29 protein-coding genes are annotated in these 23,403 nt (G+C 61.4%); 6 read left to right on the top strand and 23 right to left on the bottom strand.

Going from position 1 to position 23,403, the window contains the following annotated elements; genetic code table 11:
• Positions 1 to 36: 36 nt before the first annotated feature.
• The 9 genes from ACVWSC_RS26960 to ubiE form a co-directional block, all read right to left on the bottom strand.
• Positions 37 to 744, bottom strand: coding sequence for a 16S rRNA (uracil(1498)-N(3))-methyltransferase (locus ACVWSC_RS26960; protein WP_442110410.1), 708 nt, complete (start codon positions 742 to 744; stop codon positions 37 to 39).
• A complete protein-coding gene (gene tatC, locus ACVWSC_RS26955; protein ID WP_442110408.1) occupies positions 741 to 1,532 on the bottom strand; it encodes a twin-arginine translocase subunit TatC in 792 nt (263 codons plus the stop codon). Before tatC ends, ACVWSC_RS26960 begins: the two co-directional genes overlap by 4 nt.
• A complete protein-coding gene (gene tatB / locus ACVWSC_RS26950) occupies positions 1,529 to 1,909 on the bottom strand; it encodes a Sec-independent protein translocase protein TatB (RefSeq protein ID WP_442110406.1) in 381 nt (126 codons plus the stop codon). The genes tatC and tatB overlap by 4 nt, the downstream gene beginning before the upstream one ends.
• Before the next feature lie 3 nt (positions 1,910 to 1,912).
• The gene (locus ACVWSC_RS26945) at positions 1,913 to 2,182 is read right to left on the bottom strand and encodes a twin-arginine translocase TatA/TatE family subunit (protein WP_010222335.1); all 270 of its coding nucleotides are present in this window, start codon (positions 2,180 to 2,182) and stop codon (positions 1,913 to 1,915) included.
• A gap of 25 nt (positions 2,183 to 2,207) precedes the next feature.
• Entirely contained in the window at positions 2,208 to 2,543 is a 336-nt protein-coding gene (locus ACVWSC_RS26940) for a phosphoribosyl-ATP diphosphatase (protein WP_133211313.1), read from the bottom strand.
• 1 nt (position 2,544) lies between these two features.
• Entirely contained in the window at positions 2,545 to 2,937 is a 393-nt protein-coding gene (gene hisI, locus ACVWSC_RS26935) for a phosphoribosyl-AMP cyclohydrolase (protein ID WP_133211315.1), read from the bottom strand.
• A gap of 74 nt (positions 2,938 to 3,011) precedes the next feature.
• Positions 3,012 to 4,613, bottom strand: a complete 1,602-nt coding sequence (gene ubiB / locus ACVWSC_RS26930; RefSeq protein WP_442110403.1) for a ubiquinone biosynthesis regulatory protein kinase UbiB — start codon at positions 4,611 to 4,613, stop codon at positions 3,012 to 3,014.
• A complete protein-coding gene (locus tag ACVWSC_RS26925; RefSeq protein ID WP_442110401.1) occupies positions 4,610 to 5,233 on the bottom strand; it encodes a ubiquinone biosynthesis accessory factor UbiJ in 624 nt (207 codons plus the stop codon). The genes ubiB and ACVWSC_RS26925 overlap by 4 nt, the downstream gene beginning before the upstream one ends.
• Positions 5,233 to 6,003 carry a bifunctional demethylmenaquinone methyltransferase/2-methoxy-6-polyprenyl-1,4-benzoquinol methylase UbiE gene (ubiE, locus tag ACVWSC_RS26920; protein ID WP_442110399.1) on the bottom strand — a complete coding sequence of 257 codons (771 nt, stop codon included), beginning with the start codon at positions 6,001 to 6,003 and terminating at the stop codon, positions 5,233 to 5,235. The genes ACVWSC_RS26925 and ubiE overlap by 1 nt, the downstream gene beginning before the upstream one ends.
• 125 nt (positions 6,004 to 6,128) lie before the next feature.
• On the opposite strand from ubiE, the gene ACVWSC_RS26915 reads away from it, so the two are divergent.
• From ACVWSC_RS26915 to ACVWSC_RS26905, 3 genes are all read left to right on the top strand, one after another.
• On the top strand, positions 6,129 to 6,404 hold the full coding sequence (locus ACVWSC_RS26915; protein ID WP_442110397.1) for a polyhydroxyalkanoic acid system family protein: 276 nt from the start codon (positions 6,129 to 6,131) through the stop codon (positions 6,402 to 6,404).
• 189 nt (positions 6,405 to 6,593) lie between these two features.
• On the top strand, positions 6,594 to 7,013 hold the full coding sequence (locus tag ACVWSC_RS26910) for a phasin family protein (protein ID WP_442110395.1): 420 nt from the start codon (positions 6,594 to 6,596) through the stop codon (positions 7,011 to 7,013).
• Between the two features lie 10 nt (positions 7,014 to 7,023).
• Positions 7,024 to 7,773 (top strand): phasin family protein, encoded by a 750-nt coding sequence (locus ACVWSC_RS26905; protein WP_442110393.1) that lies wholly within the window; start codon positions 7,024 to 7,026, stop codon positions 7,771 to 7,773.
• A 74-nt stretch (positions 7,774 to 7,847) separates the two neighbouring features.
• Here the strand turns inward: ACVWSC_RS26905 and ACVWSC_RS26900 are convergent, their stop codons facing one another.
• The 14 genes from ACVWSC_RS26900 to gshB all read right to left on the bottom strand — a co-directional run bounded on the left by ACVWSC_RS26900 (position 7,848) and on the right by gshB (position 21,768).
• A complete protein-coding gene (locus tag ACVWSC_RS26900) occupies positions 7,848 to 8,462 on the bottom strand; it encodes a TetR/AcrR family transcriptional regulator (RefSeq protein WP_442110391.1) in 615 nt (204 codons plus the stop codon).
• 13 nt (positions 8,463 to 8,475) lie between these two features.
• Entirely contained in the window at positions 8,476 to 10,158 is a 1,683-nt protein-coding gene (gene phaC, locus ACVWSC_RS26895) for a class II poly(R)-hydroxyalkanoic acid synthase (RefSeq protein WP_442110389.1), read from the bottom strand.
• A 105-nt stretch (positions 10,159 to 10,263) separates the two neighbouring features.
• A complete protein-coding gene (phaZ, locus tag ACVWSC_RS26890; protein WP_442110388.1) occupies positions 10,264 to 11,112 on the bottom strand; it encodes a poly(3-hydroxyalkanoate) depolymerase in 849 nt (282 codons plus the stop codon).
• 62 nt (positions 11,113 to 11,174) lie between these two features.
• Complete coding sequence (phaC, locus tag ACVWSC_RS26885) at positions 11,175 to 12,854, bottom strand: class II poly(R)-hydroxyalkanoic acid synthase (RefSeq protein ID WP_442110386.1); 1,680 nt, start codon at positions 12,852 to 12,854, stop codon at positions 11,175 to 11,177.
• A gap of 347 nt (positions 12,855 to 13,201) precedes the next feature.
• Positions 13,202 to 13,579, bottom strand: coding sequence for a gamma-butyrobetaine hydroxylase family protein (locus ACVWSC_RS26880; protein ID WP_442110384.1), 378 nt, complete (start codon positions 13,577 to 13,579; stop codon positions 13,202 to 13,204).
• 93 nt (positions 13,580 to 13,672) lie between these two features.
• Positions 13,673 to 15,016, bottom strand: coding sequence for an ATP-dependent protease ATPase subunit HslU (hslU, locus tag ACVWSC_RS26875; protein WP_442110382.1), 1,344 nt, complete (start codon positions 15,014 to 15,016; stop codon positions 13,673 to 13,675).
• A 77-nt stretch (positions 15,017 to 15,093) separates the two neighbouring features.
• The gene (hslV, locus tag ACVWSC_RS26870) at positions 15,094 to 15,624 is read right to left on the bottom strand and encodes an ATP-dependent protease subunit HslV (RefSeq protein ID WP_028945572.1); all 531 of its coding nucleotides are present in this window, start codon (positions 15,622 to 15,624) and stop codon (positions 15,094 to 15,096) included.
• 154 nt (positions 15,625 to 15,778) lie between these two features.
• The gene (locus tag ACVWSC_RS26865) at positions 15,779 to 17,050 is read right to left on the bottom strand and encodes a dihydroorotase (RefSeq protein WP_442110380.1); all 1,272 of its coding nucleotides are present in this window, start codon (positions 17,048 to 17,050) and stop codon (positions 15,779 to 15,781) included.
• Positions 17,047 to 18,051, bottom strand: a complete 1,005-nt coding sequence (locus ACVWSC_RS26860) for an aspartate carbamoyltransferase catalytic subunit (RefSeq protein WP_442110378.1) — start codon at positions 18,049 to 18,051, stop codon at positions 17,047 to 17,049. The genes ACVWSC_RS26865 and ACVWSC_RS26860 overlap by 4 nt, the downstream gene beginning before the upstream one ends.
• Before the next feature lie 12 nt (positions 18,052 to 18,063).
• Positions 18,064 to 18,582, bottom strand: a complete 519-nt coding sequence (gene pyrR, locus ACVWSC_RS26855; protein WP_442110376.1) for a bifunctional pyr operon transcriptional regulator/uracil phosphoribosyltransferase PyrR — start codon at positions 18,580 to 18,582, stop codon at positions 18,064 to 18,066.
• Between the two features lie 54 nt (positions 18,583 to 18,636).
• Complete coding sequence (gene ruvX / locus ACVWSC_RS26850; RefSeq protein ID WP_128321645.1) at positions 18,637 to 19,071, bottom strand: Holliday junction resolvase RuvX; 435 nt, start codon at positions 19,069 to 19,071, stop codon at positions 18,637 to 18,639.
• Positions 19,071 to 19,640 (bottom strand): YqgE/AlgH family protein, encoded by a 570-nt coding sequence (locus ACVWSC_RS26845; protein ID WP_442110374.1) that lies wholly within the window; start codon positions 19,638 to 19,640, stop codon positions 19,071 to 19,073. Before ACVWSC_RS26845 ends, ruvX begins: the two co-directional genes overlap by 1 nt.
• Positions 19,641 to 19,799: 159 nt before the next feature.
• Positions 19,800 to 20,705, bottom strand: coding sequence for an energy transducer TonB (locus ACVWSC_RS26840; protein WP_442110372.1), 906 nt, complete (start codon positions 20,703 to 20,705; stop codon positions 19,800 to 19,802).
• A gap of 109 nt (positions 20,706 to 20,814) precedes the next feature.
• A complete protein-coding gene (gene gshB, locus ACVWSC_RS26835; RefSeq protein WP_442110370.1) occupies positions 20,815 to 21,768 on the bottom strand; it encodes a glutathione synthase in 954 nt (317 codons plus the stop codon).
• Positions 21,769 to 22,029: 261 nt separating this feature from the next.
• On the opposite strand from gshB, the gene pilG reads away from it, so the two are divergent.
• The 3 genes from pilG to ACVWSC_RS26820 are packed head-to-tail and all read left to right on the top strand — an operon-like array spanning position 22,030 to position 23,402.
• A complete protein-coding gene (gene pilG, locus ACVWSC_RS26830) occupies positions 22,030 to 22,440 on the top strand; it encodes a twitching motility response regulator PilG (protein ID WP_133211362.1) in 411 nt (136 codons plus the stop codon).
• Between the two features lie 45 nt (positions 22,441 to 22,485).
• Positions 22,486 to 22,851 carry a twitching motility response regulator PilH gene (pilH, locus tag ACVWSC_RS26825; protein WP_038615379.1) on the top strand — a complete coding sequence of 122 codons (366 nt, stop codon included), beginning with the start codon at positions 22,486 to 22,488 and terminating at the stop codon, positions 22,849 to 22,851.
• Complete coding sequence (locus ACVWSC_RS26820; protein WP_442110367.1) at positions 22,848 to 23,402, top strand: chemotaxis protein CheW; 555 nt, start codon at positions 22,848 to 22,850, stop codon at positions 23,400 to 23,402. Before pilH ends, ACVWSC_RS26820 begins: the two co-directional genes overlap by 4 nt.
• The last annotated feature ends 1 nt before the right edge of the window (position 23,403 follow it).

The raw sequence follows: 23,403 nt of genomic DNA, 5'->3' as shown, positions 1-23,403 counted from the left end.
GTGCCCTTGCATCGGCGCCAGATCGCAAAACTGAAGTCAGAACAGACGAGCGAGCAAGGCGGTGACTGCAGTCTCTACGCGCAGAATGCGCTCACCCAGTTGCACGGGGGTAAGACCGGCCTTGCCCAGCAAGTCGATCTCGTAGGGAATCCAGCCGCCTTCCGGGCCGATTGCCAGGGTAACGGGCTCGTTCAGACCACGCGGGCAGGGCGGGAATGGCCCGGGGTGGCCGACCAGACCGAGGGTACCCTCAGCGATGGCGGGCAGGCGGTCTTCGACGAACGGCTTGAAGCGCTTTTCGATGATGACCTCGGGCAGCACCGTGTCACGCGTCTGTTCCAGGCCCAGAATCAGCTGCTCGCGGATCGCCTCGGGCTCCAGGAACGGTGTTTGCCAGAAGCTTTTCTCGACCCGGTAGCTGTTGACCAGAATCAGTTTCGGCACGCCCATGGTGGCGACGGTCTGGAACACCCGGCGCAGCATCTTCGGGCGTGGCAAGGCCAGCACCAGAGTCAACGGCAGTTTGGTCGGCGGTTCGCGGTCGAAGGTGACCGACAATTCCGCCTCATGGCCTTCCAGACGCTCTACCCGGGCTTCGCCCATGCGTGCGCCAATGCGTCCGACGCGCAGCGTATCGCCGACGGCTACACGGTGAATCTCCTGCATGTGGGTAAAGCGCCGATCAGCCAGAACGACGCGATCGGCCGCGATGAAATCGGCTTCTTCGAGTAACAGCAGGTTCACGGTTGAGTCGCTGGCGGCTGGTCGTTGTGGTCGTCAGTGGCGTCTTCCGGATGCTCGCCGCGCTTGCGGATCAGCCCGCCAAACAACACGCCGATCTCGAACAGTAGCCACATGGGCACCGCCAGCAAGGTCTGCGAGAAGATGTCGGGTGGCGTAAGGATCATGCCGACCACGAAGCAGCCGATGATCACGTACGGACGGATCTTCTTCAGGTACTTCACATCGACGACGCCGATCCACACCAGCAAGACCACCGCAACGGGGATCTCGAAGGCCACGCCGAAGGCAAAGAACAGGGTCATGACAAAGTCCAGGTAGCTGGCAATGTCGGTCATCATCGACACCCCTTCAGGGGTGGCGCTGGCGAAGAAACCAAAAATCAGCGGGAACACCAGGAAATAGGCAAAGGCCATCCCGGCGTAGAACAGGATGATGCTGGAGATCAGCAACGGGATGGCAATGCGCTTTTCATGACGGTACAGACCCGGTGCGATAAAGCCCCAGATCTGCTGGAGAATCAGCGGGATCGCCAGAAACAGCGAAACGATCATGGTCAGCTTGAACGGCGTCAGGAACGGCGAGGCCACGTCGGTGGCAATCATCGTGGCGTTGGCCGGCAGGTGCTCACGCAGTGGCGCCGACACCAGGGTGTAGATCTGCTGCGCGAAGGAAAACAGCCCGGCGAAGATCAGGAAGATGGCCGCGACGCAACGCAGCAGGCGCGTACGCAGCTCGGTGAGGTGCGAAACCAGCGGCATCGGCTGGTCGTTTTCCGGAATATCGCTCATGGGGCTCGCGGCGGCTGTGTCGGTTCGGTGGTTGCGCTGGCAGCCGGTGTGCTTTCGGCGCTGGCGACAGGTGAGGGCGGGACGGCTTCGCTGTTGGCTACCGGCGCCGCAGGGGCTTCAGGGCTGACGCTCTGCGGGTTGAGGATCCGGCGCGCTTCCTGCTCCATGGAGAGGATGTGCTCGTTGTGCAATTGACGGCGGATGTCATCGGCGCCGATTTCGCGTTCCACTTCCTGCTTGATGCTATTGAAGCTGCGCTTGAGACGGCCAATCCACAGGCCAGCCGTACGCGCGGCCCCCGGCAAGCGCTCAGGGCCGAGTACCAGCAGGGCGACGAGGCCCACGAGCAACAGTTCGCTGAAGCTGATCCCGAACATTGATCAATCTTTCCTGATCGGCTCTTCGACCTTGTGCGCCTGGCCGTCGATGGTTTGCGGCTGGTTCAATGGCGAAGTGGCTTGTGGCTGAACGGGTTGCACCGGCGGTGGGGTTTGTTCGGCCGGTTTGGTTTCTTCTTCGTTCATGGCTTTCTTGAAGCCCTTGATCGATTCACCCAGGTCGCTGCCGAAGTTTTTCAGCTTCTTGGTACCGAACACCAGTACCACCACGACCAACAGGACGATCCAGTGTTTCCAGTCAAAAATACCCATGGTGCAATCCCTCGATTTAATTCAGTTAGGCCGATGGCTGACGTGCGGCTTTCTCGGCGTGCCCGGACAGGCCGAAGCGGCGATCCAGCTCATCCAGCACCGCTTGAGGGTGCTGGCCCAGTTGGGCGAGCATGACCAGGCTATGGAACCACAGATCGGCGGTCTCGTAGATGACATCGCTGTAATCTCCGCTGTGGGCGGCATCCTTGGCAGCAATGATGGTCTCGATCGACTCTTCGCCGAGCTTTTCCAGAATCTTGTTCAGGCCTTTATGGTAAAGGCTGGCCACGTAGGAACTGTCAGGTTCGGCGCCTTTGCGCGCTTCCAGCACTTCGGCCAGGCGGTTCAGGGTGTCGCTCATGTCAGTGTCCTGCGTGGTAAATGGCGTTAGGGTCTTTGAGGACGGGATCGACGGTCTTCCACTCGCCGTTTTCGTACACACGGTAGAAGCAGCTTTCGCGACCGGTATGGCAAGCGATATGCCCCAGTTGCTCGACCATCAGGATGATCACATCGGCGTCGCAGTCCAGGCGCATTTCATGCAGTTTTTGCACGTGCCCGGATTCTTCGCCCTTGCGCCACAGTTTGCCACGCGAGCGCGACCAATAGATGGCCCGCTGCTCGGCGGCCGTCAGGGCCAGCGACTCGCGATTCATCCAGGCCATCATCAGCACGCGCCCGGTCTTGTGGTCCTGGGCGATAGCCGGTACCAGGCCATCGCTGTTCCACTTGATCTCGTCCAGCCAGTCTTTCATGTACGACTCCAAAACTAGAGGCCCGATCCGCCTCCGACTTCTTGCGCTAGTGTGCCAGTCGGCGGCCCGGCTGGCTATCGACGCACGATCAGGTACAGGCCTGCGGCGAGCATCAGCCAGGCCGGCCAGGCCGCCGGGGCACTGAGGCTGACCGCACCGGCGGCAAGGGTGGCGCCACCGCCGAGCAGGCCGGCACCGAGCAGACGCAAGGCCCAGCCATCGACGTTCTTCTGGCCAGAGGCTTCGGCCTGGTGCGGTTGCGACATGCGCTCCAGCAGGTCACGGGTCATGCCGGCCAGGTGTGGGATCTGCTCAACCTGGCCATGCAGGTTCTGCAGCAGGGTCTTGGGGCTGACTCGCTCGCGCATCCAGCGCTCCAGGAACGGCTGGGCGGTGCTCCACAGGTCCAGTTCGGGGTACAGCTGACGGCCCAGGCCTTCGATGTTAAGCAGGGTTTTTTGCAGCAACACCAGCTGTGGCTGCACTTCCATGTTGAAGCGCCGCGCCGTCTGGAACAGGCGCATCAGTACCTGGCCGAAAGAAATATCTTTTAACGGTTTTTCGAAGATCGGCTCACAAACGGTACGGATCGCCGCTTCGAACTCGTTGAGTTTGGTATGCGCCGGGACCCAGCCCGAGTCGATGTGCAGCTGTGCCACGCGGCGGTAGTCGCGTTTGAAGAAGGCAAACAGGTTGCGCGCCAGGTAGTCCTGGTCTTCCGGCGTCAGGCTGCCGACGATACCGCAGTCGATCGCAATGTACTGCGGGCTCCACGGTTTGACGGTGCTGACGAAAATATTGCCCGGGTGCATGTCGGCATGGAAGAAACTGTCGCGGAACACCTGGGTGAAGAAGATCTCCACACCGCGTTCGGCCAGCAGTTTCATGTCGGTGCGCTGGTCGGCGAGGGTTGCCAGGTCGGTCACCTGAATGCCGTAGATGCGCTCCATTACCAGCACCTTGGGGCGGCACCAGTCCCAGTACACCTGGGGCACGTACATCATCTCCGAGCCTTCGAAGTTGCGCTTGAGCTGGCTGGCGTTGGCCGCCTCGCGCAGCAAGTCGAGTTCGTCGTAGATGGTTTTCTCGTAATCGCTGACCACTTCTACCGGGTGCAGCAGACGGGCATCGGCCGACACCCGCTCGGCGCCGCGGGCGATCAGGAACAGCCAGGCCAGGTCTTGGGCGATGATCGGCTTGAGGCCAGGGCGCACGACCTTGACCACCACCTCTTCGCCACTCTTGAGCTTGGCCGCATGCACCTGAGCGACCGAGGCCGAGGCCAGTGGCTCGACGTCGAAGCGGCTGAACACCTCGCTGATCTTCGCCCCGAGCTGTTCTTCGATCATCGCCACGGCTTTTTGCGGGTCGAACGGCGGTACGCGGTCTTGCAGCAGCATCAGCTCGTCGGCGATGTCTTCAGGCAGCAGATCGCGGCGGGTTGACAGCAATTGGCCGAACTTGATGAAAATCGGCCCAAGATCCTGCAGGGCCAGGCGCAACCGCGCGCCACGGCTGAGGTCCAGCGGTTTGCGTGGCAGCCAGCGCCAGGGCATCACGTGCCGTAAGGCCATCAGCCACCAGGGCAGGGGCAGGTCGAACAGCAGGTCATCGAGGCGGTAGCGGATGACCACGCGCTGGATGCGAAACAGACGGCGGACGGCAAGCAGCTTCATGCGTTATCGCTGGTATCAAGGGATCGGGCAAGGCGCTCAATGCGCGCCTCGAGGCGTTCGATATCGACTTTCAAGGTGTCGAGTTCACTGAAGCGGGCTTCAGCTTCGCGTTGACCGACCAGGGTACGGGCTTCTTCGGCCAGGTACTCAGAGAGGTTCTGGCTGATCGCGGCCAGGCCCTGGCGCGTCCAGCTGGCGCGGCTGCGCAGGTGACCGCTGAGCAGTTGCGTGGCCACCGGGCCAAGCCAGCGCGAGACTTCGTACTCCCAGTCCAGCTCCAGGTCCTGAAGCACGGCGACCAGGTCCAGCAGCGCGGCGCTGTCGCCTTCGAGCTCAACCTGCGGGCTGTGCAGCACGGCGCTCTTGTCCTGGCTCAGGGCCAAACGCAGCAGGCTGCTGGCAGGAGCGCGCAAGGTGCAGTCGGGCGCATTGGCCCAGTGCGAGGCAAGCATCAAGCCTTCATCACTGGGCAGAATGAACACCTGCATTGCCGGCTGGCGACAGTCGATGGCAATCACTTTGCCATCGAGCGACGCCAGGCGCGGCAGCGCAGTGCTGTCCAGGCGCAAGACACGGTTCAAACCGTGCTCGACGCTGGCAAGTACGCCGGCCAGGAGCATCAGGGCTTGATACCGCGGTGCAAGGCGACGATGCCGCTGGTCATGTTGTGGTAGGTCACACGGTCGAAACCGGCATCGACCATCATGGCCTTGAGGGTTTCCTGGTCAGGGTGCATGCGGATCGATTCGGCCAGGTAACGGTAGCTTTCCGAGTCGTTGGTGATCAGCTTGCCGGCCAGCGGCATGAAGGCGAACGAATAGGCATCGTAGACCTTGGACATCAGCTTGCTGGTCGGCTTGGAGAATTCCAGCACCAGCAGGCGGCCGCCGGGCTTGAGCACCCGCAGCATTGAGCGGATGGCTTCGTCTTTGTGCGTGACGTTGCGCAGGCCGAAGGCGATGGTGACGCAATCGAAGTGGTTGTCCGGGAACGGCAGCTTCTCGGCATCGGCCTGGACGAATTCAATGTTGCCAGCCACGCCACGGTCGAGCAGGCGGTCGCGACCGACTTTGAGCATCGACTCGTTGATGTCGGCCAGCACTACCTGGCCGGTTGGGCCGACCAGGTGGGAAAACTTGGCGGCCAGATCGCCAGTACCGCCGGCGATGTCGAGCACACGGTTGCCGCTGCGCACGCCAGACAGCTCGATGGTGAAACGCTTCCACAAGCGGTGCATACCGCCGGAAAGCACATCGTTCATCAAGTCGTATTTGGCTGCTACCGAATGGAAAACCTCAGCGACTTTCTCTGCTTTCTGGCTTTCCGGCACGTTCTGGTAACCGAAATGGGTGGTGGGTTCGGCGTGGTCGCCTTTGCGCTGGTCGTTCATATCGCTTCACCGGAAAAAATTACTGGCCATTCTAGGGCGTACGGTCGGATTTGTCTTGGCGGGGTGTGTCGCAGGTCAGGGCGCGGGCATAATAGAAGTATGCCTCTGAACTCAGGATTGAATGAATGACCCAGATCAGCGTTGAGCGCAAACACAGCCTGGGCCGCGAAGCGGCGCGGGAAAAGGCCCAGGCTCTGGTCGACAAGCTGGCGCGTGAGTACGACCTCAGCGCCCGTTGGAACGGTGACCGTGTCGAGGTCAAACGCAGTGGTGCCTCGGGCAGCGTGCAGATCGGTGAAGACACCATCAAGGTCGAACTGAAGCTCGGCATGATGCTGTCGATGATGGGCGCAACCATCAAGAGCGAGATCGAGCGAGCGCTCGACAAAGCACTGACTTGAAACACCCGGTAGGAGCGGGCTTGCCCCGCGATAGCGATATGTCTGACACACCGATATCGCGGGGCAAGCCCGCTCCTACCGAAAATTTCCCTCCTTAGGGTGAGGATTCTAATTTTTCTCCCTACCTTATGCTCAAGCCCAGCTTCCATGGGCAGTTCCTCCATATCTTTCGAGCGTGAGGTGCAGAGCATGGCAAAAGTGATTCTGAAGAAAAAAGACGACGCCCAGAGCACGCTGGGTGAAGTGCGCGGCTACGCGCGCAAAATTTGGCTGGCGGGTCTGGGTGCTTATGCCCGGGTTGGTCAGGAAGGTGCTGACTACCTGAAAGAGCTGGTCAAGGCTGGCGAGACGGTCGAGAAGCGTGGCAAGAAACGCATCGACCATGAGCTCGATGCCGCCAACAGCCAGATCGATTCGGTCAAGGGTGAGATCAGCAGCGTCAAAGGCAAGGTCGAAGTTCAGCTCGATAAAATCGAAAAGGCTTTCGACTCACGGGTTGCCAGCGCCTTGAATCGCATCGGTATTCCGTCTAAACATGACGTGGAGACACTCTCTGTCAAGCTCGACGAGCTGACGGCATTGCTTGAACGTGTCGCACGTAAACAATAAGGAGAGCGGGATGGCTGGCAAGAAGAATAGCGAAAAAGAAGGCAGCTCCTGGGTCGGTGGGGTCGAGAAGTACTCCCGCAAGATCTGGCTGGCTGGCTTGGGTATCTACTCCAAGATCGATCAGGACGGCAGCAAGCTGTTCGAGTCGCTGGTCAAAGATGGCGAGAAGGCTGAAAAACAGGCCAAGAGTTCTGTCGATGCGGCCAAGACGTCGGCCAAGTCGGCCACCTCTCGGGTGGGCGATGTGAAAGACCGCGCGCTGGGCAAATGGAGCGAGCTCGAAGAGGCTTTCGACAAGCGCCTGAACAGTGCGATCTCGCGTCTGGGCGTGCCTAGCCGCAATGAAGTCAAGGCACTGCACCAGCAGGTCGATACCCTGACCAAGCAGATCGAGAAACTGACCGGCGCTTCGGTCAAGTCGGTCTCCAGCAAACCGGCAGCGAGCAAAACTGCAGCCAAGCCACTGGCCAAGGCCGCGCCGAAAGCGGCGGCCAAGCCTGCAGCGAAAACCGCGGCAGCCAAACCAGCGGCAAAACCTGCAGCCAAGCCAGCCGCCAAAGCCGCAGCGAAACCGGCAGCAGCCAAGCCGGCAGCGGCGAAAAAGCCTGCAGTGAAAAAAGCGCCGGCCAAACCTGCCGCCGCCAAACCAGCAGCACCTGCTGCCAGTGCAGCACCGGCAGCTACCGCAGCGCCTGTCGTAACGGCAGCACCTGTCGCGCCGGCACCGTCGGCAGCCGTAAGCCCGATCAGTCAGAACTGATCTGGGCTTTATCGCGGGGCAAGCCCGCTCCCACAGTGGTATTCGCTGGGAGCGGGCTTGCCCCGCGATGCTTTTCAGCCATCCAGATACCGCAGTGCTAGCTGTTCAGCCGCATGCCGCGAGCCGTTTTCCAGATGCGGCGCCACCAGCATCATCACCTGATACACCACCACACCGACCTCGCCATCACGGGCCAGCACACGCTGGTAATCCAGTGAGAACAGCAGCGTCAGGGTGATCTGTTCCACCAGCTGTCCCAGCGCGCGTGTGTCGCTGACCACCTGGCCTTGTGCTTTGAGGCTGGCAAGCAGTGCTGCAAGGGTGCGCTTGAGGGCATTGAGCAGGTTACGCATGCCGCGAGCCAGCTTGGGTAGGCGGCCAGTAAGGTTCGACAGGTCCTGGAACAGGAAACGGTACTGGGCCATGCGCTCGACGATCAGGTGCAGGAACAGCCAATAGTCCTCGGCATCCAGGCGCACCTCCAGCGGCGGGTCGAGCAGGGGTGTCAGTTCGTCTTCGAAACGCTCGAACAAACCCAGCACCAACGGCTCCTTGCCATGGAAGTGGTAGTACAGGTTGCCCGGGCTGATCCCCATCTCATTGGCGATCTCCAGGGTCGAGACATTCGGTTCGCCCTGCTGGTTGAACAGCTGCAGGGCACACTCGAGAATTCGGTCGCGGGTTTTCATCCGTTCTACTTGTTCAGCGCGCCTGGACATAGGTTCCGGGTGCGGGGTCCATGGGAGGGTAGTTCTGGTTACCCAGGGTCATCAGGGTTTCGCGTTGGGCGCCAGAGCGCGCCTGTATCCATTCCAGCCACTGCGGCCACCAACTGCCTTCAATCTGCTTGGCGTCGTAGAACCAGGCCCGTGGATCACTGCTCAGGCGCGGGTTGTCGGCGTAGTTGGCCTTGGGGTTTCCCGGCGGGTTGAGGATGCTTTGCACATGGCCACTGTTGGCCAGGACGAAGCGTTTTTCGCCGCCCAGCAGCAAGGTCGAGCGGTACACCGCATCCCACGGGGTGATGTGGTCGTTGCTGCCAGCAACGCTGAAGCTGTCGACGTTGACCTTCTGTAAATCGATCGGGGTGCCACAGACCTCCAGGCCAGCGGCGTGGGTCAGCGGGTTGTGCTTAAAGAAGTCCAGCAGGTCGCCGTGCAAGGCGGCGGGCAGGCGGGTGTTGTCGTTGTTCCAGTAGAGAATGTCGAAGGCCGGCGGTGCTTTGCCCAGCAGGTAGTTATTGACGAAGTAGTTCCAGATCAGGTCGTTGGGGCGCATCCAGGCGAAGACCTTGGCGATCTCCCGGCCATCGAGTACACCCTGTTGATAGGAGCGGCGCTTGGCTGCTTCCAGGGTCTGCTCGTCGGCGAACAGGCTGGCGGGGCTGTCGATCTGGCTGTCGAGCAGGCTCACCAGGTACGTGGCGCTGCTGACCCTGCGCAACTGCCGCTTGGCCTGCAGGTGACCTTGCAGGGCCGCCATGGTCAGGCCGCCGGCGCAGGCGCCGATCAGGTTGACTTCGCGGCTGCCGGTGATTGCCCGGCACACATTCATGGCCTCTTCGAGTGCCTCGACGTAACTCGACAAGCCCCACTCACGATGCCGCGGGTCGGGGTTACGCCAGCTGATCATGAAGGTCTGCAGGCCATTTTTGAGCATGTACTGCACAAAGCTGTTGGCCGGGCTCAAGTCGAAGATATAGAACTTGTTGATTTGCGGCGGAACCACCAGCACTGGCCGGGCGTACTGTTTTTCGCTCATTGGCTTGTACTGGATCAGTTCCAGCAGTTCATTGCGAAACACCACCGCGCCGGGGGTGGTGGCCAGGTTGCGGCCCACTTCGAACGCCTCGGGATTGACCTGGCGCGGCAAGCCATCGTTATGACGCAGGTCGTCGAGCAGATGGTTGAGGCCGCGCACCAGGCTCAGGCCACCGGAGTTGAAGAGCTCTTTGACGGCGGCCGGGTTGAGCAAGGAATTAGTCGGAGCCATCGCATCGTTGAGCAAGGCGAAGATGAAATGTGCGCGGGCACGGTCATCGGCGTCCAGCTGGCTTTCATCAATCCATTTGCGGGTTTGCTTCTGCCAGGCCAGATATGCTTGCAGGCCACGGCTGTAAAAGGGGTTGAGCTGCCAGGCCGGGTCATTGAAGCGATTGTCGCGTGGGCTTGGCTGGTGCGGGGTGTCGCCGAGCAGCACCCGGCCCAACTGGTTGCCCAGGGCGAGCATATGTTTGGCCGTGTGCAACGGATGGCGCAGGCTGTGGCGGCTGACATTGCGCAACGTCGACAGCAGGTCGCGACCACGCAGGCCGGTGATTGCGTTCTGCACGTTCATGTACGAAGCGGGGACCGGTACCGACCCCTTCGCGGGTTTGTCTTTCATCAGGCAACACTCCGTCGTCAGGCCATCAACTAACAGATCAATGCAAGAGCGACACCAATCTCATGTCGCGGGCGTCTTGCCACAGACTCAAGTGGACGCAACGCCTCAGGTAGGTGCTGGGCGAGGGTGCATAACGGCACGTTGGCGCTCTTGCTGGAGAAACTTCATGATGATTGGAGCAACGGCTTCGGCCCGGGTGATCAGGAACAAATGACCGTCGTCGATTATGTGTAGCTGGGCATTGGGAATGCGCCAGGCCAACAGGCGCATATTGATCAGCGGGATCAACGGATCATCGTCTCCGGCCAGCACCAGGGTCGGCTGCTGGATTTTGTGCAGCCAATGGATGCTGGTCCAGCCGAGGCCGGCAAATAGCTGCCAGTAGTACCCGAGCTTGCCCGAGGAACGCACCTTGGCGGCATGCGCCATTGCCAGGTCCGGGTCGCGGCGAAAGGCTCCGCCATAGATCTGCGGAGCGATGCGAATCACATGGGACGGTTGGACATAGCGCCGTGGGCTTGCCATCAGCATCAGCACTTTGGGCTTGCCCGGCACCATCACCGCACCTGCGGCGGTGGCGGCCAGTACCAGTTTTTTGCAGCGCTCGGGGTAGTCATGAGCGAACTGCTGGGCCAGTGCACCGCCCCACGACACACCAATGGCATTGACCTGGCCGTAGTCGAGGTAATCGAGCATGCGTGCAGTGAGCTTGGCCAGCCCGGGGAAACGGTAGGGGCGCTTGGGCGTGGATGAGCCGCCGACCCCGGGAACATCGAAGGCGATCACCTCCAGGTCAGGGTCAAGCGCCTGAATGAACGGAAACACCAGCTCCAGGTTGGCGCCAATGCCGTTGAAAATCAGCAATGGCGTCAAGTGCGGCTTGCCGGGGCGAACTGCGGTACGGATGCTTTGGCCATCCAGGTCGACAGTTCTGAAGATATACGGTTGCGGCATGCGCGAGGCCCTGTAGTGGATGAGTCGCCGAGGCCAGCCTGTGGCCCCGGCGGCCGTTGTGATCAGCGCTCGTGTACGTAAGTCCCCGGTGCCGCCTCGCCAGCGGCGTAGGCCCTATTGCCCAGGCGCGTGGGCGCTTTTTTCAGCTCACCGGAACGCGTGGCCAGCCAGTTCTGCCAGTGCAGCCACCAGGAGTCGGTGTGCTTGTGCGCATTCTCTTGCCAGTCAGTGGCCTGAGGCGGCAGTTCGCTACCGGTCATGTAGCGCGCCTTGGGGTTGCCCGGAGGGTTGAGGATGCTCTGGATGTGCCCGCTGTTGGACAGTACGAACTCGATATTGCCGCCGAACAACTGGGCCGAGCGGTAGCAGGCCTGCCACGGTGTGATGTGATCGGTGGTACCTGCCAGGCTGTAGATATCAGCGGTGACTTTCTTCAGATCGATCGGCGTTCCGCACACTTCCAGTGCATCGGGGCGGGTCAGTGGATTACTTTTGAACAATTCGATCAGGTCGCCGTGGAAGGCGGCCGGCAAACGCGTGGTGTCGTTGTTCCAGAACAGGATGTCGAAGACCGGCGGCTCGTTACCCAGCAGGTAGTTGTTGACCCAATAGTTCCAGATCAGGTCGTTGGGCCGCATCCAGGCGAACACCTTGGCCATGTCCTTGCCTTCAAGCACACCGGCTTGATAGGACTGGCGCTTGGCCGATTCGAGGGTCTGCTCGTCGACAAACAGCGCAACCTGGGTGTCGAGTGTGGTGTCGAGCACGCTGACCAGCAGGGTCAGGGCGTTGACCTTGTTCTCGCCCAGTGCGGCGTAGTGCCCGAGCAAAGCGGTGCAGGTGATCCCGCCTGAGCAGGCGCCCAGCATGTTCAGGTCTTTGCTGCCGGTGATGGCGAGAATGACGTCGACCGTTTCCTTGAGGGCATCGATGTAGGTCGACAGCCCCCATTCGCGCTGGGCCTTGGTCGGGTTGCGCCAGCTGACGATGAAGGTTTGCACGTTGGAGCGCAGGCAGAAACGCGCCAGGCTCTTTTCCGGGCTGAGGTCGAAGACGTAGAACTTGTTGATCTGCGGTGGCACCACCAGCAGTGGGCGGGCATGCACCTGTTCGGTGATCGGTTTGTACTGGATCAGCTCCAGCACGTCATTGCGATACACCACGGCGCCTTCACTGGTGCCCAGGTTCTTGCCGACCTCGAAGGCCTCCATGTTCACCTGGCTGGGCATGCCGCCATTGTTGACCATGTCCTTGGCCAGGTTCGACAGGCCGTCGAGCAGGCTTTTGCCACCGGTTTCGAAGAAGCGTTTGACCGCAGCCGGGTTGGCGGCGGTATTGGTCGGCGCCATGGCCTCGGTCATCAGGTTGATGACGAAGTGACCGCGACTGATGTCCTGGTCTGACAGGTTGCTGGTGTCGATCCATTCGTGCAGTTCTTTACGCCAGGCAAGGTAGGTTTGCAGGTAGCGGCGATAAAGAGGGTTCTGGCTCCAGGCCGGATCATTGAAGCGACGGTCGTCGTTCTCCGGTTGCAGTGCCGACTTGCCGAAAATGACGTTCTTCAGCTCAAGGCCGAAATGTGCGACATGCTTGGCGCTGTGCAGCGGCTGGCGAATAGCCTGGCCCAGCACCATGCGCGCAGAAGTCAGCAAATCCTTGCGGCGCAAACCGATCACCGGGTTCAGGCCCAGTGTGTTCTCCGAGGCTTGGCGCTGCAGGTCATCGTTGTTCTTGTTACTCATCTACGACGCTCCGTTGTCCTGAGACGAGTACCGGTGTGCTGTGCGCGTAACACAGACGAGGTCCGGTACTGCTGCTCGGGTGACCAGTGATATCGAACTACGGTCCTGCGGCCGGATGCAAACGACGATGAGCCCTGCGGGTTTGTTCTGCTTGAGAAGACTGCCTGCTTTCGCTCGCGACACCTGCGTACCGGCCCGACCCTGCGTCAAAAGGATGCAGGGAACTTGCCAGATCTATTGGTTACCCGACTTTCGAGTGCTGCGCAAGACGGCCATCCATTGGCCGTTACGCAGGCATTCAAGCAAATAGAATTAGAAAATGCGCTCTAAATCCTGGGAGGCCCGAACTAGAGCATCAGCTTGACTACAGACTCGGAAGGGTCGCGGGATTTTCCGGCCTTTTCCAGCTCCTGCAGGTAGTCTTCCCACAGAGATTGCTGACGCAGGCACAGTTGCTCCAGGTACTCCCAAGTGAACAGGCCGCTGTCGTGGCCGTCATCGAAGGTCAGCTTGAGTGCGTACTGGCCGGCCGCTTCGATCTGTGTGAGACCGACGCCCAGTTTGCCAAATTGCAGGATGGGATTGCCGTGGCCCTGAACCTCGGCGGAAGGGGAGTGCACACGCAGGAATTCCGCGGGCAGGTGGTACACCTCATCAGGTCCGTAGGTCAGCGACAGGGTCTTGGAGGCTTTGTGCAGGTTGATACCGGTAGGAATTCGGGGCATGGCTAAATTGCTCTTGGGCTATAAGCTGCAAGCTACAAGCTGCAAGACACCGGTGTCCAGCTTGAAACTTGCAGCTTAAAGCTTGCAGCTCAGTTACAGAATATAGCGCGACAGGTCTTCGTTCTGCGCCAGTTCGCCGAGGTGGCTGTTGACGTACTCGGCGTCGATACGGATCGGCGCTTCGTTGTGGGCGCTGGCCAGGTCACCGGCGCTGAACGACACCTCTTCGAGCAGACGCTCGAGCAAGGTGTGCAGGCGACGGGCACCGATGTTCTCGGTTTTTTCGTTGACCTGCCAGGCGATCTCAGCCAGGCGCTTGATACCTTCAGGCGCGAACTCGATGTGCAGGCCTTCGGTCTTGAGCAGCTCGCGGTATTGCTCGGTCAGCGAGGCGTGCGGCTCGCTGAGGATGCGCTCGAAGTCTTCCGGGCTCAGGGCCTTGAGTTCAACGCGGATCGGCAGACGGCCTTGCAGCTCAGGCACCAGGTCGCTTGGCTTGCTCAGGTGGAAGGCACCGGAGGCGATGAACAGGATGTGGTCAGTCTTGACCATGCCCAGCTTGGTGTTCACCGTGCAGCCTTCGATCAGCGGCAGCAGGTCGCGCTGTACGCCTTCACGCGAAACGTCGGCGCCGCCCACGTTGCCACGCTTGGCCACCTTGTCGATTTCGTCGATGAACACAATGCCGTGCTGCTCGACCGCTTCCAGGGCCTTGGCTTTGAGTTCGTCTTCGTTGACCAGGCGGCTGGCTTCTTCGTCACGCACCATTTTCAGTGCTTCTTTGACCTTCAGCTTGCGGCTCTTGCGCTTACCCTTGCCCATGTTGGCAAACAGGTTCTGCAGCTGGTTGGTCATCTCTTCCATGCCAGGCGGCGCGGAAATGTCGACGCCCATGGCTTCGGCCACTTCGATCTCGATTTCCTTGTCGTCCAGCTGGCCTTCGCGCAGACGTTTGCGGAACAGCTGGCGGGTGTTGGAATCGCTGCTGGTCTGTGCGGCTTCTTCAGCGAAGCTGCTGACCCGTGCTTGCGGCAGCAGGGCGTCGAGGATGCGCTCTTCGGCAGCGTCTTCGGCGCGGTGGCCGACACGGATGATTTCCTGTTCGCGGAGCATCTTGATGGCGGCATCGGCCAGATCACGGATGATCGACTCGACGTCACGGCCAACGTAGCCGACTTCGGTGAACTTGGTCGCTTCGACCTTGATGAACGGCGCATTGGCCAACTTGGCCAGACGACGGGCGATTTCGGTTTTGCCGACGCCGGTCGGGCCGATCATCAGAATGTTCTTGGGGGTGACTTCAACGCGCAGCTCGGCAGGCAGCTGCATGCGCCGCCAGCGGTTACGCAGGGCAATGGCGACGGCGCGCTTGGCGTCGTCCTGGCCAATGATGTGGCGGTTGAGTTCGTGGACGATTTCGCGGGGGGTCATGGACATGGTAGTGATGGTCCTTGGGCTCGATAAGTCAGCGTGGAAAAGCCTGGCCACCGGGGCCAGGCGCCAGAACAGCTGACTTACTCGGCCAGGTCCTGCTCCTCGATAGTCAGGTTGTGGTTGGTGAACACACAGATGTCACCGGCGATGTTCAGGGCGGTCTCGGCAATTTCACGCGCCGAGAGGTCGGTTTTTTGCAGCAGGGCGCGGGCCGCAGCCTGGGCATAGGCGCCACCGGAACCCATGGCAATCAGGCCGTCTTCGGGTTCGACCACGTCACCGTTGCCGGTGATGATCAGCGAAGCGTCCTTGTTGGCGACCGCCAGCATGGCTTCCAGGCGGCTCAGGGAGCGATCGGTACGCCATTCTTTGGCCAGCTCGACGGCGGCACGGATCAGGTGGCCCTGGTGCTTTTCCAGCTGGCCTTCAAAACGTTCGAACAGGGTGAATGCGTCGGCGGTGGCACCGGCGAAACCAGCGATGACCTGACCGTGGTACAGACGGCGAACCTTTTTGGCGTTGCCTTTCATCACGGTATTGCCGAGAGAAACCTGGCCGTCGCCGCCCATGACGACTTTGCCGTGGCGGCGAACTGAAACGATAGTGGTCAAGGGAGAGTCTCCACGCAGCGGGGCGAAAATGCCGATGCAGACTCATATGGGGGTGCAGGGAAGGATTTCAACCTTGGGGGATGAGCGGTTGAATGCATCGCGGGGCAAGCCCGCTCCTACGGTAAGCGGTAGGAGCGGGCTTGCCTCGCGAAAATCAGGCCTCGTGACTGATGTGGCCATCGACCAAGGTATAACGCACCGCGCCTGGCAGGCAGTGGCCGATAAACGGGCAGTTATCGCCTTTGGAGCGCCATTGCTCACCGGCTACGGTCGAGGCGTTGGCATCGAACAGCACCAGGTCGGCAGCACCGCCTACCTTCAGTTGACCCGCAGGCAGACGCAGGGCGTCGGCAGGGCCGGCAGACAAACGCTGCAACAAAGTCGGCAGGTCGAGCAAGCCGTCTTCCACCAGGGTCATGGCCAGCGGCAGCAACAGCTCGACGCTGCTGATGCCCGGCTCGGTGGCCCCGAATGGCGCCAGCTTGGCATCGCGCTCGTGCGGCTGGTGGTGGCTGGAGATAGCCTGGATCACCCCGGACTTCACCGCTTCACGCAGGCCGTCGCGGTCGGCACGGGTGCGCAGCGGTGGTTGCACGTGGTACAGGCTGGAGAAGTCGCGCAGCGCCTCGTCGGTGAGGATCAGCTGGTACAGGGCGACGTCAGCGGTGACCGGCAGGCCTAGTTCCTGAGCCTGGGCAATCAGACGTGCACCACGGGCACTGGTCAACTGGCTGAAGTGCGCGCGTACGCCAGTCTGCTCGACCAGCAACAGGTTGCGGGCCAGCGCCACGGTTTCGGCGGTTTCCGGGATGCCTGGCAAGCCGAGGAAGCTGGCCATGGCGCCTTCATGGGCCAGGCCGCCCTGGGCCAGGTCGCGGTCCTGAGAGTGGAAAATCACGGTCAGGTCGAAGGTTGCCGCGTATTCCAGGGCGCGTGCCAGGGTGCGGTTGTTGCCAAAGGCGTTGAGGCCATTGCCGAACGCTACGCAGCCCGCGTCGCGCAGGGCAATCAGCTCGGCCAGTTGCTCGCCTTCCAGGCCTTTGCTCAGAGCGCCAATCGGAAACACTTTGCTGTGCCCGGCTTCGCGGGCGCGGTCGAGGATCAGTTCGGCGACCGCCGAGGTGTCCAGCACCGGCTTGGTTTGCGGTGGGCAGCACAGGCTGGTTACACCGCCCGCAGCGGCTGCGCGGGTTTCGCTGGCAATGCTGCCCTTGCGGCTGTAGCCCGGCTCGCGCAGGGCGACGTTGAGGTCTACCAGGCCAGGCGCGGCTACCAGGCCCTGGGCATCGATGCTGCGTGCAGGCTTGAAGCCTGCCGGGGCGGCGCCGATGGCAACGATTTTACCGGCATCGATGTGCAGGTCAGTGGTCTGGTCCAGGCCGCTCAGTGGGTCAATGACCCGGGCTCCGAGAATACTGAGGGTCACTGGGCGTTCTCCTGCTCGAATTGACGTTGGGCGGTTTGCCCGCTCATGGCCATGGACAGCACCGCCATGCGCACGGCGATACCGTAGGTGACCTGGTTGAGGATCACCGAGTGGGCACCGTCGGCCACCGCCGATTCAATTTCCACACCACGGTTGATCGGCCCCGGGTGCATGACGATGGCGTCAGGCTTGGCCCCGGCCAGGCGCGCAGTGGTCAGGCCGAACAGGCGATAGAACTCACCTTCGCTCGGCAACAGGCCACCGGCCATGCGCTCACGCTGCAGGCGCAGCATGATCACCACGTCAACGTCCTTGAGGCCTTGTTCCAGGTCGGTGTAGACCTTCACGCCGTACTGCTCGATACCGATCGGCAGCAGGGTTTTCGGGCCAATCACGCGGATGTCCGGGCAACCCAGGGTTTTCAGGGCGAGCATGTTCGAGCGCGCCACCCGCGAGTGCAGGATGTCGCCGACGATGGCTACCGAGAGATTCTCGAAGCCGCCTTTGTGCCGACGAATGGTGAGCATGTCGAGCATGCCCTGGGTCGGGTGGGCGTGACGGCCGTCACCACCGTTGATGATGGCGACATCCGGGCATACGTGCTCGGCGATGAAGTGCGCAGCGCCGGAATCGGCATGGCGCACCACGAACATGTCGGCGGCCATGGCTTCAAGGTTGCGCAAGGTGTCGAACAGGGTTTCGCCCTTGCTGGTCGAGGAGGTCGACACATTCAGGGTGATCACGTCGGCCGACAGCCGCTGGGCAGCCAGTTCGAAGGTGGTGCGGGTACGGGTGGAGTTCTCGAAGAACACGTTGCAGACGGTTTTGCCGCGCAGCAACGGAACCTTCTTGACGGCCCTGGCGCCGACTTCCAGGAAGGAGTCGGCGGTGTCGAGGATTTCGGTCAGCAGTTCGCGGGGCAAACCGTCGAGCGAGAGAAAGTGGCGCAGCTGGCCCTGATCATTGAGCTGCAGCGGGCGCTTGGCGTCGATTGGCGTCATCGCGAGGGACTCTTAAAGTGCGGAAGCGGAGGCGAGGTCCTGGCGCTCGAGGGCGAGCGGTGCGGGTCCGGTCAATTTTACCCGTTCATGGGCCGCCAGCGACAGGGTCGCGCCGACCACATTCGGGCGGATTGGCAATTCGCCGGCATCCAGATCGAGCAGGCACACCAGGGTCACACTGGCCGGACGGCCATAATCGAACAATTCGTTGAGCGCCGCACGGATGGTGCGACCGCTCATCAGTACGTCGTCCACCAGAATCAGGTGCTGGCCCTCGATCTCGAACGGCAGGTCCGAGGGTCGCACTTGCGGGTGCAGACCGTTTTGACTGAAGTCATCGCGATAGAAGGAAACATCCAGGGTGCCGAGTGGCTCGTCGCTGCCCAGTTCTTCCAGCAGGGCCTGGGCAACCCAGATGCCACCGGTACGAATGCCGATAAAGCGTGGTTCGCTGATATTGCGCCGGGCCAGGTGGGCACGAAGGTCGACAGCCATCTGCCGGATCAGTTCGGCGGGATTGGGTAGGCTCATGCTTGCTCCTCAAGAGGCCGGGGGCGTAGCGCTACCCCGGCTTGAATCCGATGATCAGGATTGCCCGGTATTGGCCTCCAGCCAGCCTTGCAGCAGCAGGGCGGCGGCAATAGCGTCGACCGGGTTGTCGCGGTAACTGCCACGTTGGCCGCCGCGGGCCATACGCTCGCCCTTGGCTTCGAAGGTGGTCAGGCGTTCGTCGTGGGTGTGCACGGGCAAGTTGAAGCGGCCGTTGAGGCGCCGGGCGAACTTCTCGGCGCGGGCACTCATTTCGCTGGGGGTGCCGTCCATGTTCAACGGCAGGCCAACGACGATGGCATCGGGTTGCCATTCCTTTATCAGTTTTTCCACCTGGGCCCAGTCCGGGGCACCGTTTTGCGCTTTGAGCGTGCACAGCTCGCGGGCCTGGCCGGTGACCACCTGGCCAACGGCCACGCCGATCTGTTTGGTGCCGTAGTCAAAACCCAGCAGCAGTCGCAGTTCGGCCATCAGGCGTGCCCCGCCTGGCTGGTGAGCAGGCTCAGATTGATGCCCAGGCTCGCTGCTGCTGCGGCCAGACGCTGCTCGCAGGCCATGCCGAAGATGATTTCAGGGTCGAACGGGCAGTTGAGCCAGGCATTGTCGGCCAGTTCAGCCTCCAGTTGCCCGGCTTCCCAGCCGGCATAGCCCAGGGTGATCAGGCTTTGCTTGGGGCCAACGCCATCAGCGAGGGCGAACAGCACATCCTGGGAGGTGGTCAGCGACAAGCCATTGAGTTCGACAGTGGCCTGAAAGCTCTTGTCACTGGTGTGCAGGACAAAACCGCGGTCGGTTTGTACCGGGCCGCCCATGTAGATCGGCATCTGGATGCAGCCTGCTGGCGGCTCGACGTCCGGGCGCAGTTGTTCGAGGATATCGGCCAGGTTCAGCTCCTGAGGCCGATTGACCACCAGCCCCATCGCGCCATTGGCGTTGTGTTCGACGATGTAGGTCAAGGTATGCGCGAAGTTCGGATCGGCCATGTGCGGCATGGCAATCAGGAACTGATGCTTGAGGTAACTCGGGCTGAGGTTTTTCATGGCTATTAGTGTGGCGTCGGGGCGCCGGACTGACAAGCCTGAAGCATGTTTGTTTTGTGGGCTCGTGCTGGCTTCGCGGAGTTCTAGGTGGGAGCGGGCTTGCCCCGCGATAGCGGTCTGTCAGGTAAACCGCATCGCGGGGCAAGCCCGCTCCTACAGTTAGTTGCTGGACAGGCGGTCGCCGCGGGCGAAGCGCCAGGTGCGGATGATTTCCAGGCGGTCGATGTCGGCCAAATCACCGGTGAAGGGTGCAAAGGGCGCCGCCAGGCGGACGATGCGCTGGGCGGCCTGGTCGAGCAGCGGCTGTCCGGAAGACTCCAGCACCAACACCTCATACAGCGAGCCATCGCGGTTGATCGAGACCATTAGCCGCAGGCTGCCGTAGATTTGCTGACGGCGGGCTTCGTCGGGGTAGTTGAGGTTGCCAATACGCTCGACCTTCTTGCGCCATTCGTCTTTGTACCAGGCGCCTTTGTCGCGCATGGTCGAGGCGGCATTCAATCGGTGAATACGCGGACGCTTTGCGTACAGCTGCTGCTCATGAGAAAGCTCGGCTTCAAGGCTGGCGATCTGGCTGGACAGTTGCGAGCTGTCAAAATCCGGGGTTGCGGCCTTGGGTTTAGGCTGCGGCTTGGCTTCTTTGGGCCGTGTTTCGACTTTTTGCGGTTTAGGTGCCTGGGTGGCGACCACCGCCTTGGGTGGTGCAGGTTGTGGCTTCACCTCCGGCTTGGCGGCCGGGGGCGGTGTTACCTTGTTGATCTTGCTGTCCTGAAATGGTGCGACTTCGGTGGTTTTCGGCACCGCCTTCTTGTCCAGGGTGCCGCTGCCTTGCTGGTTATCCTGAGCCAGAAAGTCAGCCTTTTCCGGTGCCTTCTCGCTTTTGAACGTCGCCAGGGTGATTTCCATGGTCCGGCGGATTTCCTCCGGCTTGGTCATGGTAAAGCCCACACCGAGAATCAGCGCCAGGTGTACCAAGGCTGCCATAAACAGGGTAAAGCCGAGCCGATCCGCCGGGCGAACGCGGGGCGGGTTGAAGTCGGCAGGGATGTCAGCAGGCAGCGTCATCAGGTATCCAGCAACCACAAGGCTCGGGGAAAACCGCCAGAGTGGGTGCGCAGGTCAAAAAAACGACCGGCATGATACCCCACTCTGGGCAGTTGCTCCGCGTCGGCTGTCAGCGCGCTTTGAGCTTGCGATCAATGGCGTCCATCAACTGCACGCCAATGCGGGTGCCAAAGGCGTTGTCGATTTCGCGGATGCAGGTCGGGCTGGTGACGTTGATTTCGGTCAGGTGCTCGCCGATCACGTCCAGGCCAACGAACAGCAGGCCTTTTTCGCGCAGGGTCGGGCCGACCTGTTCAGCGATCCAGCGGTCACGGTCGGTCAATGGACGCGCTTCGCCACGCCCGCCAGCGGCCAGGTTGCCACGGGTTTCGCCACTGGCCGGAATCCGCGCCAGGCAGTAAGGCACCGGCTCGCCATCGATCATCAGGATGCGCTTGTCACCGTCTTTGATCGCCGGCAGGTAGGCTTGCGCCATGATCTGCTGCGCGCCAAGTGCGGTCAGGGTTTCGAGAATCACCGAGAGGTTCGGGTCGCCCACGCGGTGGCGGAAGATCGACGTGCCGCCCATGCCGTCCAGCGGCTTGAGGATCACATCGCCATGCTCGGCGGCGAATTCGCGAATGATGTCCGGGCGACGGCTGACCAGGGTTGGCGGCGTGCACTGCGGGAACAGGGTGGCGAACAGCTTTTCGTTGCAGTCACGCAGGCTTTGCGGGCGGTTGACCACCAGCACGCCATCCGCTTCGGCCTGTTCCAGCAAATAGGTGCTGTAGACGAATTCCATGTCGAACGGCGGATCCTTGCGCATCAGGATCACGTCCAGATCGCTCAGGGCGCAGTCTTGTTCGGCTTCAATCTCGAACCAGTGCTCAGGGTCGGCGAACACCTTCAGCGGGCGCATCCGCGCGCGGGCCTGGCCCTTGCCCTGATAGAGGTCTTGCTGCTCCATGTAGAACAGCGACCAGCCGCGCTCCTGGGCGGCAAGCAGCATGGCCAGCGAGCTGTCCTTTTTATAGGAGATGCGCGCAATGGGGTCCATGACAATCCCGAGGCGAACGCTCATGGGCTATATCCTCTGGCGGCAGTGTGCCGCGTTGGCTCAAATGAAAAGTGGCGTCAGGGTGGCGCTCGCAACGCTGGCGGTCAAGGGAAAAACGCATCTTGGGCGATGACTCAACCGGCCGTGGCGCGGGCCGATGGAATGCACCCCCAGAGTGTGCTAAAAAGGCCTGGCACGTGGCCTGCACGGTCGTCTCCAGCTGCAAGCCAGAAGCTTGAATCTTACAGCTTGCCGCTCATAGCGAGCAGCGATGGTAGAGCAATTATGGAACAGCCCGGCGCGGCACTGAAGGTGATGGTCATCGATGATTCGAAAACGATCCGTCGCACCGCACAAATGTTGCTCAGTGAAGCCGGCTGCGAGGTCATCACGGCCACCGACGGCTTTGATGCGCTGGCCAAGATCGTCGACCAGCATCCGCAGATCATCTTTGTCGACGTGCTGATGCCACGTCTGGATGGTTACCAGACCTGCGCACTGATCAAGCACAACAGCGTCTTCAAGGACACCCCGGTGATCCTCCTGTCGTCCCGTGACGGTCTGTTCGACAAGGCCAGAGGCCGCGTGGTTGGCTCTGATCAATTTTTAACCAAGCCTTTCAGCAAGGAAGAACTGCTGGATGCAATCAGGGCGCACGTGCCCGGGTTCGCCGCAGAAGAACAACACGCACCTTGACGCCGCGCCGCGGCAGCGACGTCCAGTCTTTTGATGGGGAACAGCATGGCCCGAGTTCTGATCGTCGACGATTCGCCGACCGAAATGTACAAACTGACCGGAATGCTCGAAAAACACGGGCATCAGGTGCTCAAAGCCGAAAACGGCGCCGATGGCGTGGCGTTGGCGCGTCATGAAAAGCCTGACGCGGTGCTGATGGATATCGTCATGCCAGGGGTCAACGGTTTCCAGGCCACCCGCCAGCTCAGCAAAGACCCGGAAACCGCTGCCATCCCGGTGATCATTGTCACCACCAAGGATCAGGAAACCGACAAGGTCTGGGGCAAGCGCCAGGGCGCCAGCGACTACCTGACCAAGCCGGTGGATGAAGAAACCTTGATCAAAGTGCTCAACGGCGTCCTCAAAGGTTGACCACCCGGCCGATGGGCGAGTCGCTGACGGCGTTCGAGCTGCTGCTGGATATCGACCGGCGCTGCCGGCTGCTGGCGGCGGACCTGCCGTTGCAGGAAACCCGGTTGCAGAGCTGGAGCGGTATTGGCTTTCGCATCGGTGAGCAGTGGTTCGTCGCACCGATGGGCGAGGTTGCCGAAGTTTTGCATGAGCCGCGCCTGAGCCGGATTCCCGGGGTAAAACCCTGGGTCAGTGGTGTGGCTAACCTGCGCGGGCGGTTGTTGCCGGTCATGGACCTGTGCGGCTTTTTTGGCCTGGGCTTGTCGGCGCCACGCAAGCAACGCCGGGTGCTGGTGCTCGATCAGGAGGAGCTGTTTGCCGGCTTGCTGGTCGATGAGGTGCTGGGGTTGCAGCATTTTCCCCTGCACAGCCTTGAACTGTCGCCGCCCGATCCCTTGCTGAGCGGGGCGGAACCCTTTGTTCAGGGTCATTTCCAGCAGCAACGCTGCTGGGCCATTTTCAGCCCGCTGGCCTTGGCCCAGGCGCCGGGCTTTCTCGACGTGGCGCTGTAAA

Source organism: Pseudomonas sp. NUPR-002, assembly GCF_056322725.1.
Note: the sequence above shows the minus strand (reverse complement) of the source record. Positions and strands in the feature narration are given on the sequence as shown.